The 12,939-nt window shown below is 65.0% G+C and carries 10 protein-coding genes; 4 read left to right on the forward strand and 6 right to left on the reverse strand.

Annotation, left to right across the window (positions count from 1 at the left end; genetic code table 11):
* The first annotated feature begins 6 nt into the window (after positions 1 to 6).
* Positions 7 to 1,959: a squalene--hopene cyclase gene (gene shc, locus N2602_RS12940; protein ID WP_260382868.1), complete on the forward strand. Its 1,953-nt coding sequence runs from the start codon at positions 7 to 9 to the stop codon at positions 1,957 to 1,959.
* Positions 1,956 to 2,705, forward strand: coding sequence for a phosphorylase (locus tag N2602_RS12945; protein WP_212259700.1), 750 nt, complete (start codon positions 1,956 to 1,958; stop codon positions 2,703 to 2,705). The genes shc and N2602_RS12945 overlap by 4 nt, the downstream gene beginning before the upstream one ends.
* A gap of 1,034 nt (positions 2,706 to 3,739) precedes the next feature.
* Here the strand turns inward: N2602_RS12945 and hpnH are convergent.
* Both hpnH and ispH read right to left on the reverse strand, forming a co-directional pair.
* Positions 3,740 to 4,900, reverse strand: coding sequence for an adenosyl-hopene transferase HpnH (gene hpnH, locus N2602_RS12950; protein WP_036006086.1), 1,161 nt, complete (start codon positions 4,898 to 4,900; stop codon positions 3,740 to 3,742).
* Positions 4,901 to 4,936: 36 nt separating this feature from the next.
* The gene (ispH, locus tag N2602_RS12955; RefSeq protein WP_260382869.1) at positions 4,937 to 5,863 is read right to left on the reverse strand and encodes a 4-hydroxy-3-methylbut-2-enyl diphosphate reductase; all 927 of its coding nucleotides are present in this window, start codon (positions 5,861 to 5,863) and stop codon (positions 4,937 to 4,939) included.
* A 451-nt stretch (positions 5,864 to 6,314) separates the two neighbouring features.
* On the opposite strand from ispH, the gene N2602_RS12960 reads away from it, so the two are divergent.
* Positions 6,315 to 8,903 carry an MMPL family transporter gene (locus N2602_RS12960; protein ID WP_260382870.1) on the forward strand — a complete coding sequence of 863 codons (2,589 nt, stop codon included), beginning with the start codon at positions 6,315 to 6,317 and terminating at the stop codon, positions 8,901 to 8,903.
* Here N2602_RS12960 and N2602_RS12965 read toward each other — a convergent pair.
* The gene (locus tag N2602_RS12965) at positions 8,871 to 9,524 is read right to left on the reverse strand and encodes a DUF2147 domain-containing protein (protein ID WP_212259694.1); all 654 of its coding nucleotides are present in this window, start codon (positions 9,522 to 9,524) and stop codon (positions 8,871 to 8,873) included. The genes N2602_RS12960 and N2602_RS12965 overlap by 33 nt on opposite strands.
* A 141-nt stretch (positions 9,525 to 9,665) precedes the next feature.
* Between N2602_RS12965 and hpnO the strand changes: the two genes are divergently transcribed.
* The gene (gene hpnO / locus N2602_RS12970; protein WP_260382871.1) at positions 9,666 to 11,057 is read left to right on the forward strand and encodes an aminobacteriohopanetriol synthase HpnO; all 1,392 of its coding nucleotides are present in this window, start codon (positions 9,666 to 9,668) and stop codon (positions 11,055 to 11,057) included.
* Positions 11,058 to 11,180: 123 nt separating this feature from the next.
* On the opposite strand, the gene N2602_RS12975 is transcribed toward hpnO, so the two are convergent.
* The 3 genes from N2602_RS12975 to N2602_RS12985 all read right to left on the reverse strand — a co-directional run bounded on the left by N2602_RS12975 (position 11,181) and on the right by N2602_RS12985 (position 12,935).
* Positions 11,181 to 11,948, reverse strand: a complete 768-nt coding sequence (locus N2602_RS12975; protein ID WP_260382872.1) for an anti-sigma factor — start codon at positions 11,946 to 11,948, stop codon at positions 11,181 to 11,183.
* On the reverse strand, positions 11,945 to 12,490 hold the full coding sequence (locus N2602_RS12980; protein WP_260382873.1) for a sigma-70 family RNA polymerase sigma factor: 546 nt from the start codon (positions 12,488 to 12,490) through the stop codon (positions 11,945 to 11,947). The genes N2602_RS12975 and N2602_RS12980 overlap by 4 nt, the downstream gene beginning before the upstream one ends.
* Positions 12,491 to 12,599: 109 nt before the next feature.
* Complete coding sequence (locus tag N2602_RS12985) at positions 12,600 to 12,935, reverse strand: cupredoxin family copper-binding protein (RefSeq protein ID WP_260382874.1); 336 nt, start codon at positions 12,933 to 12,935, stop codon at positions 12,600 to 12,602.
* Positions 12,936 to 12,939: the final 4 nt, after the last annotated feature.

Raw genomic sequence — 12,939 nt, forward strand, 5'->3', positions numbered from 1 at the left:
AGCGACATGGATTCCGTGACCGCGACCAGCCGCGAAGCTTTGGAATCGAGCATTGCGTCGGCGACCCAGGGCGTCCTCGGCTTCCAGCAATCCGACGGCCATTGGGTGTTCGAGCTCGAGGCCGACTGCACGATTCCGGCCGAGTACATCCTGCTGCGCCACTATCTCGCCGAGCCGGTCGACACCGTGCTCGAGGCCAAGATCGGCAACTACCTGCGCCGCGTTCAAGGCGCTCATGGCGGCTGGCCGCTGGTGCATGACGGCGAGTTCGACATGAGCGCCAGCGTGAAGGCGTACTTCGCGCTGAAGATGATCGGCGACTCCGTCGACGCGCCGCACATGGTGCGTGCGCGCGAGGCGATCCACGCCCGCGGCGGCGCGATCAACAGCAACGTCTTTACCCGCTTCCTGCTCGCGACCTTCGGCGTCGTGACCTGGCGCGCGGTGCCGGTGCTGCCGATCGAGATCGTGCTGCTGCCGTTCTGGTCGCCGTTCCACCTCAACAAGATTTCCTACTGGGCGCGCACCACCATGGTGCCGCTGATGGTGATCGCCGCGCTGAAGCCGCGCGCGAGGAATCCGAAGGGCGTCGGCATCGACGAATTGTTCCTGCAGGACCCGCGCTCGATCGGCATGACCGCCAAGGCGCCGCATCAGAGCATGGCCTGGTTTCTGTTGTTTCGTTCGCTGGACGCGATCCTGCGCGTGATCGAGCCGCTGTTTCCCAAGAGCCTGCGCAAGCGCGCGATCGACGCCGCGCTCGCCTTCACCGAGGAGCGGCTCAACGGCGAGGACGGCATGGGCGCGATCTATCCGCCCATGGCCAACATCGTCATGATGTACGACGCGCTCGGCAAGGACGAGAACTTCCCGCCGCGCGCGATCACGCGCCGGGGCATCGACAAGCTGCTCGTGATCAAGGGCGACGAGGCCTATTGCCAGCCTTGCGTCTCGCCGGTCTGGGACACGACGCTGACCGCGCACGCGCTGCTGGAAGCCGGCGGCGACAAGGCGGTGCCGGCGGCGAAGCAGGGCCTCGACTGGCTGATCCCGAGGCAGGAGCTCGCGGTAAAGGGCGACTGGGCGGTGAAGCGGCCCGACGTCCGCCCGGGCGGCTGGGCCTTCCAGTACAACAATGCCCACTACCCCGATCTCGACGACACGGCCGTGGTCGTGATGTCGATGGACCGCATGCGCCGGGAGCACGGTGCGGCCGGCTATGACGAGGCGATCGCCCGCGGCCGGGAGTGGATCGAGGGCATGCAGAGCGACGACGGCGGCTGGGCCGCCTTCGACGTCAACAACCTCGAATATTACCTGAACAACATCCCGTTCTCGGACCATGGCGCGCTGCTCGATCCGCCGACCGAGGACGTCACCGCGCGCTGCATCTCGATGCTGGCCCAACTCGGCGAGACCGCAAAGACCAGCAAGCACGTCGCCGCCGGCGTCGCGTACCTGCGGAAGACCCAGCACCCCGAGGGGTCCTGGTACGGCCGCTGGGGCATGAACTTCATCTATGGAACCTGGTCGGTGCTGTGTGCCCTCAACATGGCCGGCGTCGACCACAAGGACCCCATGATCCGCAAGGCGGCCGCCTGGCTGGCCTCGATCCAGAACGACGACGGCGGCTGGGGCGAGGACGCCGTGAGCTACCGGCTCGACTACAAGGGCTGGGAGGCCGCCCCCTCGACCGCCTCGCAAACGGCATGGGCCTTGCTTGCCCTGATGGCGGCAGGCGAGGTTGATCACCCGGCCGTCGCCCGCGGGGTGGAGTACCTGATTGCAACACAGAACGAAAAAGGACTGTGGGACGAGCAGCGGTACACCGCCACAGGCTTCCCCCGCGTGTTCTATCTACGTTATCATGGTTACCCAAAGTTCTTTCCGCTGTGGGCATTGGCGCGGTATCGGAACTTGCGGAACACCAACAGCAGGGTGGTAGGGGTCGGAATGTGACTTTGGGGACGGGGGACTTTGTTACCGCGGGTAATGCCATCGACCCGCGGCCGATACTGATCGTGACTGGACTGGTGCAGGAGGCCCGCATTGCGGCCGGGCCTGGCATGGCGGTCATTTGTTCATCCAGCAGCCCGACCCAGTTGCGGGCGCTTCTGACGGTGGTGGACCCAGAGACGATTCGCGGCGTGATCTCGTTCGGCGTGGCCGGCGGGCTCGATCCGAGCTTGCGCTCTGGCGACGTCGTGCTGGCGACCGAAGTGCTCTCCGGCGACGCCCGCTGGGCTGCCGGCTTGTCGCTCGGTGACGACCTGATCGAGCGCCTGACCTCCGGCCGCCGCCGCGTCGTGCGCGGCAGCCTCGCCGGGGCCGAGGAAGTGGTCACGAAGCGGTCCTGCAAGGCAGCGCTGCACTCCGAGACCGGGGCCGCCGCCGTCGACATGGAAAGCCACATCGCCGCCGCCTACGCCGCCGAGGCCGGGCTGCCTTTCGCCGCGGTCCGCGTCATCAGCGACCCCGCCCACCGCGCGCTGCCGGCGCTCGCCCGCGCCGCGATCAAGCCGAACGGCCAGATCGACCTCGCCGCCGTGCTGCGCGGCATCGTGCGCAATCCGGCGACGCTGCATGCCCTGGTCTCGACCGGCATCGACTTCAACCGCGCGCTGCGGTCTTTGCGTGGCTGCCGCGATTATCTGATCGGGACGGAGCTGATCGAGAGCGAGGAGTTGGTGTCGAAGGCGGCGTGAGCGGGTTCTTCGAGTTGGCAAGACAAAACAGCCCGGTCGTCTGACCGGGCCTTTTGTTTTGAGCTGCCCGATCCCCGTCGCGGGCGAGTGGCGTCCTTCCACTCAGCACGCAACGACAGCGATAGGCTCGCAGGAGCTCAACGCGGCTGGTCAAAATGCCCGTCGGGCAAAACAGCGCGGACCTCGTCAATCCCTTCCTGCAAAAATATTCCACTTTCCCGAATTTCGGATTTGTGGCATAGGACGCTCATCCCGGTCCTGCCAGAGGGGCGCTTCGCGATCGTCACGAGATGCGGGTCGGGGTGCGGTGGACGCGGCAGCGCCGGCGCGAAAGGCGATGACAGGGCGGGCATCCGTGAGTCATGCGCGACGCGTACGACACGGCGCCGTCAAAGCGGCCAGGCTGGATCTCTGGGGCGAGCACACGCGAGCCCCCGATGCTTCCTGAAGGGCCGTCCGCGGACGGAGAAGTCGTGTGGTCCCGACGCCCGGGGTTCTGGCGTCAAGTCTTGCGGTGATGCGGCGGCCCGACCGGGTGTGCACATCGATCAGCCGCGACGACGACGGGGGCAATAGTGCAACGCTCCCCGAGGAGAGCACGAAGGACACCGTTAAAACCAACCGCGCAGGGAAGGCCGGGCGATCGGCAACACCTGTGATCCACCCCGTGTGCATTTTTGTTGCGCACGGATTGCGGGTGCCGCCGGCGCCCGGTCTTCCCTGCGCCCTCTGGTCTTCAAAGGGACGCGAACGAGACGCATAGCCCGGGCGAACGCACCGCGGGAATGCGAAGGTGTGTCTGCGATGGACAGCGCGAATGGCAAGAGCAAGCTGCTGCCGCACTCTCCGTCATTGCGAGCGCAGCGAAGCAATCCAGAACTGTCTCCGCGGAAAGATTCTGGATTGCTTCGCTGCGCTCGCAATGACGCTGGGGCTGATAGCGTGCCTCCAAGCCGCACGGACCCTGCCCAAAGAAAAAAGCCCGGTCGCGCTGGCGGCCGGGCTTTCGTCGTGAGGTCTGATCGTGCGGCGTTTTACGCCGCCGTCGAAGCCTTCTGCGCGGCCTTGGCCTGCGCGGCGGCGGCTTCGTCCTTGCGGATCTCCGACAGCTTCTTCTGGACCTGCTCGGAGAAGATGTACTGCGCCGGGCGCTGCTTGGAGAGGTCGATCTCCGGCGCCATCGGGCCACTGGTCCGCACGCCGCGCAGCGCCACCCACATCGCCTTCAGCGGGTTGTTGAGGGCTGCGGTCGCGGCCGTCGGCTCGTAGCCGCAATGGGCCATGCAGTCGGCACACTTCTCGTACTTGCCGGTGCCGTAGGAATCCCAGTCGGTGGTCTCCATCAGCTCCTTGAAGGTCTTCGCGTAGCCTTCACCGAGCAAATAGCAGGGCTTCTGCCAGCCGAAGATGTTGCGCGCGGGCATGCCCCACGGCGTGCACTCGTATTCCTGGTTGCCGGCGAGGAAGTCCAGGAACAGGCCGGAATGCATGAAATTCCACTTCTTGCCCTTGCCCATCGCAAAGACGTCGCGGAACAGCTTCTTGGTCTTGGTGCGGTTGAGGAAGTGCTCCTGGTCCGGGGCGCGCTCATAGGCGTACCCCGGGGACATCGAGACGCCGACACCGAGCTCGGTGGTGAGGTCGAGGAATTTGGCGATCTCCTCGGCCGGATGGCCGTCGAAGATGGTGGCGTTGACGTTGACGGTGAAGCCGCGCGCCTTGGCCGCCTTGATCGCCGACACCGCGCGGTCGAACACGCCCTTCTGCGAGACCGCCTTGTCGTGGTGGTCACGCAGGCCGTCGAGATGTACCGAGAAGAACAGATAGGGCGAGGGCTCGAACAGATCGAGCTTCTTCTCCAGCAGCAGCGCGTTGGTGCAGAGCGAGACGAACTTCTTGCGCGCCACGAGGCCGCGCACGATCTCGCCGATCTCCTTGTGGATCAGCGGCTCGCCGCCGGGAATGGCGACCATCGGCGCGCCGCATTCGTCGGCCGCGTCCCAGCACTCCTGCGCCGTCATGCGGCGGTTGAGGATCGCATCGGGATAATCGATCTTGCCGCAGCCGACGCAGGCGAGGTTGCAGCGGAACAGCGGCTCCAGCATCAGCACGAGCGGATAGCGCTTGCGGCCAAGCAGTTTCTGCTTGAGCAAATAGCCGCCGATACGCATTTCCTTGAAGAACGGGATAGCCATTACAGGTTTCTTTCTGGGCTTTTCAATTCGGGTGGGTCAGCTCGCGGCCAATTGGGCCGGAAGCCGGAATTCGATGTTTTCCTCGCGGCCCGGCAACACCGAGACCTTCACCGGTCCGATCCGCCGCATCGCTTCGATCACGTCATCCACGAGTACCTCGGGCGCCGAAGCGCCGGCCGTGACGCCGACGGTCCTGGCATCCTTCAACCACTCCGGATTGAGCTCGCTGCCGTCGGCAATCAAATAACTCGCGACGCCGGCCTCAGTGCCGATTTCGCGGAGCCGGTTCGAGTTCGAGCTGTTGGCAGCGCCCACCACCAAGATCACGTCGACCAGCTTGCTCAAGTCCCTTACCGCAGATTGGCGGTTCTGTGTCGCATAGCAGATATCCCGGATATCCGGACCTTGAATGTCTGTAAAGCGGGCTTGAAGGGCGGCGATGATGTCCTTGGTGTCGTCGACCGACAGGGTGGTCTGGGTGATGTAGGCCACTGGCGTATCCGCCGGCAGGGTCAGCGCCTTAACCTCTTCAACCCTTTGGACAAGCTGCACCGGCCCCGGGACCTGGCCCATCGTGCCCTCGACCTCGGGGTGGCCGGCATGGCCGATCAGGATCAGGGTGCGGCCCTTGCCGATGTAGCGCTTCCCCTGATTGTGAACTTTCGTGACCAGCGGGCAGGTGGCATTGAGCACCGGAAGGTCGCGCGCGGCGGCCTCTTCCTCGACGCTGCGGGCCACGCCATGGGCGCTGAACACCGTTACCGCCTTCGGCGGAACCTCGGAGAGTTCCTCGACGAAGATGGCGCCTTTGTTCTTCAGGCTCTCGACGACGTATTTGTTATGCACGATCTCATGGCGCACGTAGACCGGCGGGCCGTACTTCTCCAGCGCCCGTTCCACGATCTCGATTGCACGCACCACGCCCGCGCAGAAGCCGCGCGGTTGCGCCAGATAAACTTCCATGGAACGCCCATCACGCAAGTTGCACCCATCCGCCCCGTGAGTCCCCAAGCGGCACTCCGATACTGACCAATGGGTTGCAATATCCGCACCATTGGTTCGCGCCTGCGGTAACTACCCACCCCTGTCGGGGCTCCGGCGCATGGAGGCGCAGTACTTTGTGTCAAAAAATCGGCGGGAGGGGAAGGTGGAACCGCAGAAGAGGGTTTCTGAGGTATTATAATAGGGCATCCAATGTGCCCACGTGCGCGACATTCCTGCGTAGTCCTTCGTCACTTTCCCGCCTCAACTCCCCGGCTATACCGGCGGCCCGCATGATTTTGCCACGGACCCCGCCGTTTACCCTCGAACCTTCGGGCGGCGAGAACCACCCAAAACAGCAATAGGTTTCGCCCGGGAACTCCGATAAACAGCGGGCGTTTCCGGCAAGCTGATAACCGCAGAAAGAAAAGAAGTGCTGCAAAGCGTCGTCGTTGCCATCGTCAGGGCCTGCACCCGGTTTGCCTCCCTCGTCGTCGTTCTCGGGCTCCTGCTGTCGGTGGGGGCGGGCTATTACGCTGCGCGTCACTTCGCCATCAACACCGACATCAACTCGCTCATTTCCCAGAATCTCGACTGGCGCAAGCGTGACCAGCAATTCGACAAGGCGTTCGACCAGAATGAAACGATCCTTGCCGTGGTCGAGGCGCGGACTCCTGAAATGGCGAGCGCAGCGGCAGACGCGCTCTATGCCAGGCTGAAGGACGACAAGACCAACTTCCAGTCGCTGCAACAGCTGGGCAGCGGCGAGTTCTTCGAAAAGAACGGCCTGTTGTTCCTGCCGACCGAAGAGGTCGGCAAGATCACGAGCCAGTTCGAATCCGCAGCGCCCCTGATCGAGATCATGGCCGGCGATCCCTCGATCCGCGGCCTGACCGGCGCGCTGGAGACCGGGCTTGCCGGCGTCAAGCGCGGCCAGGTCAAGCTCGACAGCACCGAGCGGCCCTTCAACCTGATCGCGCAGACGGTCGAGACCGTGCTCAACAAGGGCAACGCCAGCTTCTCATGGCGCGAGCTCGTCAGCGACGAGCCGCTCAAGGATTCGGACAAGCGCACCTTCATCGAGTTCAAGCCGATTCTCGACTACAACGCGCTGGAGCCCGGCAAGGATGCCACCGACGCGATCCGCAAGGCCGCTGCGGATCTGGATTTTACTGGCAAATACCAGGCGCGGGTGCGGCTGACCGGCCCTGTGCCGATCGCCAACGAGGAATACGCCACCGTTCAGGAGGGCGCGGTCGTCAACGGCGTCGGCACGGTTCTCGTCGTGCTGGTCATCCTGTGGCTCGCGCTGCATTCGTCGAAGATCATCTTCGCCGTGTTCGTCAATCTGTTCGTCGGCCTCGCGATCACGACCGCGGCCGGCCTGATGATGGTCGGATCGTTCAATCTGCTGTCGATCGCGTTCGCTGTGCTGTTCGTCGGCCTCGGCGTCGATTTCGGCATCCAGTACAGCGTCCGCTACCGCTCGGAGCGCTACAAGCACGACGATCTCGCGGGTGCGCTGGTGCTGGCCGCCAAGCGCTCGGCGGTGCCGCTGTCGCTGGCGGCGATGGCGACGGCTGCCGGTTTCCTCTGCTTCATGCCGACCGACTACAAGGGCATCGCCGAGCTCGGCCAGATCGCCGGCGTCGGCATGCTGGTGGCGTTCATCTCGTCGATTACCGTTCTGCCAGCCATGCTGAAGCTGCTGAACCCGCCGGGCGAGCCGGAGCCAGTCGGCTACGCCTTCCTCGCGCCGCTCGACCATTTCCTGGAGAAGCATCGGGTGCTGATCGTCGGCGGCACTCTGCTGCTCGCGCTCGGCGGCCTGCCGCTGCTCTACTTCATGAAGTTCGACTTCAACCCGATGAACCTGCGCAATCCGCACGCCGAGTCGATCGCCACCTTCCTCGATTTGCGCAAGGATCCGAACACCGGCGCCAATGCCGTCAACGTGATGACGACGTCGGAAGAGCAGGCGAGGCAGGTCGAGGCGAAGCTGGAGAAGGTGCCCGAGGTGCTCAGGGTGATGTCGCTCGACAGCTTCGTGCCGCAGGACCAGCCGCCGAAGCTGAAGCTGCTCGCGCAGGGCGCCAAGGTGCTGAATCCCGCGCTCAACCCCGATCAGATCGACGCCGCGCCGACGGACCAGGAGAATGTCGAAGCGCTGAAATCCTCGGTCGACAATCTGCGCCGCACGGCGGGCGAGGCGAAGGGCCCGGGCGCTGTCGCCTCGCGCCGTCTTGCCAACGCGCTCGAAAAACTCGCCAATGGCGACGAGGCCACGCGCAACAAGGCGCAGGACGTGTTCGTCGCGCCATTGAAGATCGTGTTCGACCAGCTCAGGAACGCGATGCAGGCAGGTCCCGTCACCCTGAGCTCGCTGCCGCCCGATCTCGTCAGCGCCTGGAAGAGCAAGGACGGTGTGATCCGCGTCGAGGCGCTGCCCAAGGGTGATCCCAACGACAACGATACGCTGCGCAAATTCGCAGCGGCGGTGCTCCAGGCCGAGCCGACTGCGATCGGCGGGCCGGTCTCGATCCTGAAATCCGGCGACACCGTGGTGAAGGCGTTCATCCACGCCGGCATCTATGCACTGCTGGTGATCGGGCTCCTGCTGTGGATCACGCTCCGCCGCTTCGTCGACGTGCTGATGACGCTGGTGCCGCTTCTGGTTGCCGGTGCGGTGACGCTCGAGATCTGCGTGTTGATCGGCCTGCCGCTGAACTTCGCCAACATCGTCGCGTTTCCGCTGCTGCTCGGCGTCGGCGTCGCCTTCAAGATCTATTATGTCGTGGCCTGGCGCTCGGGCAGGACAAACCTGCTCCAGACCAGCCTGACGCGCGCGATCTTTTTCAGCGCGCTGACGACGGCGACCGCGTTCGGCAGCCTGTGGCTGTCGAGCCATCCCGGCACGTCCAGCATGGGCAAGCTGCTGGCCCTCTCGCTGGTGACGACGCTCGCCGCCGTGCTGCTGTTCCAGCCGGCCCTAATGGGCAAACCCCGCAATCTCAGGGAGTAGGCAGATGTCGCCGACGGGGTCGGCGGCGCCCTTCTGACCGGGCTTGGCTGCGCCGGCGGCCTTGGGAGCTGCGGGCGCAGGCGTGGTGGTGCCGCCCGTGGCTTGGGCTGCCTGGGCCCCTTGCCCCGCTTGCGGCTTCGGCGCAGTGCCGCTGGATTTCGCCGCGCCCTTGGCCATGGCGTTGGCAGGGCTGGAAGGGATCGGCGGGCCGACCCGGGTCCAGGTTTCGCCGCCGCAGAGGAAGCCCATGACGCAGCCCTTGATCTCGAGCTGGTCGGGGCCGGCCGGCGTGATCGTCGCGCTGTAGAGCTGACCGTCCTTGGCGTTGTAGACCTGTCCTTCCCACTGATCGACGCCGGGCTTCTTCTTCATGTCGATCAGGGTTGCCATGCCGAGCGTCGGCCTGTTCTTTTTCGAGGCATCCGGATTGTTCTCGTCGCGCCCGCCAGGCTGTTTTTCCCAGGAAACCGCGCCCCACATGCTGCCGTAGCATTGGGCGACGCGAATGTTGGCAACGCCGTCGGCGACCCGCCAGTCGCCGGTCGGATCCGCGCCGAGCGCGGGCGTCAGGCCGGCGTAACCGCCAGCCAGTATTAGTCCGGTGTAAAGGGCCAAACGCATGTGTGTTCCTTGGCAGTGCAACATGGTCTAAAGCTGTGCTTGCGAAGATGGTCCGAAAAAGGGCAAAAGGCCGCACAGACCGTTTTCAGTAACGGTCCGTTTTCAGTTGACGAGACGGCCCTCAACCGAAGTATGTAGCGGATGCACAGCCCAAATCCAGACATGTCTCAGCTATTCGCGGACCGTCAGGCCCAGCGCAGCACCCTGCATAACCGGTATCTGAACGAGCAGTTCGTTCGGGTGCTCAAGACCATCGGCTACGATGTCGGCTTCCAGAAGGGGCAGGGGCAGTACCTCTACGACCGCGAAGGCGCGCGCTATCTCGACCTGTTGTCCGGCTTTGGCGTGTTTGCGATCGGGCGCAATCATCCCGTCATGCGCGAGGCGCTCAAGAGCGTGCTCGATGCCGACCTGCCCAACCTCGTCCAATTCGACGTCTCGACGCTCGCCGGTGTGCTGGCCGAGCGCCTCCTGAAATACGTTCCCTATCTCGACAAGGCGTTCTTCGCCAATTCCGGCGCGGAATGCGTCGAGGCTGCGATCAAGTTCGCGCGCGGCGCGACGGGGCGTCCCGGCATCGTCTATTGCGCGCACGGCTATCACGGGTTGACCTACGGCGCGCTGTCGCTGACCGGCGACGCCAATTTCCGCACCGGCTTCGAGCCGCTGCTGCCGGGCTGCACCCCGATCCCGTTCAACGACCTGGCCGCGCTGGAAAAGGCGCTGGCCTCGCGCGAGGTCGCGGCCTTCGTCGTCGAGCCGATCCAGGGCAAGGGCGTCAACATGCCCACCGACGAGTTCCTGCCCGGGGCGGCCGCGCTCTGCAAGAAATACGGCACGCTGTTCGTCGCCGACGAGATCCAGACCGGCATGGGCCGCACCGGCCGCTTCCTCGCGGTCGAGCACTGGAACGTCGAGCCCGACATGGTGCTGCTGTCGAAGTCGCTGTCGGGCGGCCACGTGCCGGTCGGCGCCGTGCTGACGCGCAAGAGCATCTTCGACAAGATCTTCAACCAGATGGACCGCGCGGTGGTGCACGGCTCCACCTTCTCCAAGAACGACCTTGCGATGGCCGCGGGCGTCGCCACGCTCGACGTCATGGAATCGGAGAAGCTGATCGATGCGGCCGCCAAGCGCGGCGCCGAGCTGCGCCTCGCGCTGACGCGCATGGTGCCGGGCTACGAGCTGCTCAAGGAAGTCCGCGGCAAGGGCCTGATGATCGGCGTCGAGTTCGGCCCGCCGAAGTCGCTGCGCCTGCGGGCCTCCTGGAACGTGCTGGAGACCGCCAACAAGGGCCTGTTCTGCCAGCTCATCACCGTGCCGCTGTTCAAGGATCACAAGATCCTGACGCAAGTCGCCGGCCACGGCAGCCACACCATCAAGCTGCTGCCGCCGCTCACCATCACCGAGGAAGACTGCACCTGGATCGAGCGCGCCTTCGACGACGTCATCGCCGGCAGCCACAAGGTCCCCGGCGCGATCTGGTCGCTCGGCAAGACGCTGGTGGACAACGCGGTGCGAAGGTCGGCCTGATCTCTTTGCCGAGCCATCTCGGCATTCGTCTTTGCGAGCGAAGCGAAGCAATCCAGGCTGTCTTCCGCGGAGGCAGCCTGTATTGCTTCGTCGCTTCGCTCCTCGCAATGATGCTGGCCCAATCTACCCCTCCACGTTCGCCTTCATTGCCGCCTCGAACTTGTCGACGAATTCGGCAAGTTCGTCGGCGCCGAGATCGCTGACGGCCCAGAAGTTCAGGCCGCGGCCGCCCCAGCGGCGGCAGTTGAAGCCCTGCATGGTCTGGGTCTTCGGCGGCCGATGCTCGGTGCTCGAAGTTTGCGACACGAACAGATTGATCACGTGTTGCCGGCGCCGGTAGACCACGGCGCCGATGGCGCGGGCGTCGATATAGTCGAGCCGGCCGCCGACCAGCGTAAAACCTTGCGCGGTGAGGTCGATCACCGGTGGTGCGACGTCGAGCTTGCCGTTGAACCAGGGCTTGACGGTGTGCTGGTCGGTCGAGACCACGTCGGTGAGATGGCCGGCCTGGAGCGAGCGCAGATGCGCGGAGACGACCTCAGACAGAATGCGCTGCTGGTCATCCTGGCGCAGCACCACCGCGACGATTCCGGTGGCGGCGAGCGCGGAGACGGCCGAGCCCATCGCAAATCCGCGCAGCACGGCGCGGCGGCTCGGCTGCTGGCGCTGCGGCTCAGGCAACGAGGCTTCGATGCGAGCGCGCAGGCTTGCCGGCGCGGTGTAGCGCAAATTGGTACCTGCGAGCACGCGCTGCATCTCGCGCTGCGCCGCGAACTCCGCGGCGCAGGCCGGGCAGCTCGCGATATGGGCCTCGACCTCGCGCGCGTGGCCGGCATCGAGCTCGTTGTCGAGCAGCGCGTGAAGCAGGATCCTTGCTTCGTCGCAGGTCATTTCGCTTGCTCCTCTTCCGTCCAGGCCGCGCGCAGCAGGGCGCGGGCGCGGGCGAGGCGGGACATCACGGTGCCGACGGGGACGCCGACGGCCTCGGCGATTTCACGATAGGACAGGTTGTTGATCTCACGCAGGACGAAGGTTTCCTTGAACGGCTCGGCGAGCGCGTCGATCAGCTTGCGGATTGCGCCGGCATCGCGGCTCCGCAGTACTTCAGTCTCGGGGCTCGCCTCGGTCTCCCGCCAGAGCGGCGTCTGCTCGGCGGCACCTAGCGTATCCTCGATCGCGCTGGGCCGGTTCGCGCGACGCACATATTCGGCGTTGCAGACGTTGCGCAGGATCGCGAACAGCCAGGGCTTCATCGCAGGCCCCCGGTAGCTGTCGAAATGCTTCAGCGCGCGCAGATAGCACTCCTGCACCGCGTCCTCGGCGTCAGAGGCATCGCGCAGCAGGTAGCGTGCGAGCGTGTAGACGTCGTCGAGATAGGGCAGCGCTGCCTCGCGGAAGCGCTGTGCGTTCTGCACATCGTCGGTGGCGGGCATCGCTCCTCGCTTTGCCTCTGGTTCTTCTTTTGCCTTGACCGCGGGCGCATGCGCCCGGCCGGCGTGGGACCACCGGCCGGGCACGACGTTGATGCCTTGGTTGAAGACGTTACTCAACCTTGATCATCCCCGTCATGTGCGGGTGCAGCGAACAAAAATACTTGTAGTCGCCCGCATTGGTGAAGGTGAAGGAGAACTTGTCGTCGGTATCAAGGGTCTTGGACCTGAACTTGCCGGCAGAGACGATGGTGTGCGGGATATCGTCCCGGTTGGTCCAGGTCACGGTGGTGCCGACCTTGATCTTGAGCTCGGCCGGCTGGAACACGAAATTGTCGATGTGCACGTCCAGGTCGTCGGCGCGGGCTTTTGTTGCGGGCAACAGGATGGCGGCGGCCAAAGCGAGACCGAGGTCGACACCGAAGTCGCGGCGATTGAGAGTCTTCATTGTC

Origin of the sequence: Bradyrhizobium sp. NC92 (assembly GCF_025200865.1) — a bacterium.
In the GTDB taxonomy this organism is placed as follows: Bacteria; Pseudomonadota; Alphaproteobacteria; order Rhizobiales; family Xanthobacteraceae; genus Bradyrhizobium.

What these genes read in the sequence shown, in the direction of transcription:
- shc (WP_260382868.1), top strand. Translation starts at nt 7, where the DNA reads ATGGATTCCGTGACCGCGACCAGCCGCGAAGCTTTGGAATCGAGCATT.
- hpnH (WP_036006086.1), bottom strand. Translation starts at nt 4,900, where the DNA reads ATGGCTATCCCGTTCTTCAAGGAAATGCGTATCGGCGGCTATTTGCTC.
- ispH (WP_260382869.1), bottom strand. Translation starts at nt 5,863, where the DNA reads ATGGAAGTTTATCTGGCGCAACCGCGCGGCTTCTGCGCGGGCGTGGTG.
- N2602_RS12965 (WP_212259694.1), bottom strand. Translation starts at nt 9,524, where the DNA reads ATGCGTTTGGCCCTTTACACCGGACTAATACTGGCTGGCGGTTACGCC.
- hpnO (WP_260382871.1), top strand. Translation starts at nt 9,666, where the DNA reads ATGCACAGCCCAAATCCAGACATGTCTCAGCTATTCGCGGACCGTCAG.
- N2602_RS12975 (WP_260382872.1), bottom strand. Translation starts at nt 11,948, where the DNA reads ATGACCTGCGACGAAGCAAGGATCCTGCTTCACGCGCTGCTCGACAAC.
- N2602_RS12980 (WP_260382873.1), bottom strand. Translation starts at nt 12,490, where the DNA reads ATGCCCGCCACCGACGATGTGCAGAACGCACAGCGCTTCCGCGAGGCA.
- N2602_RS12985 (WP_260382874.1), bottom strand. Translation starts at nt 12,935, where the DNA reads ATGAAGACTCTCAATCGCCGCGACTTCGGTGTCGACCTCGGTCTCGCT.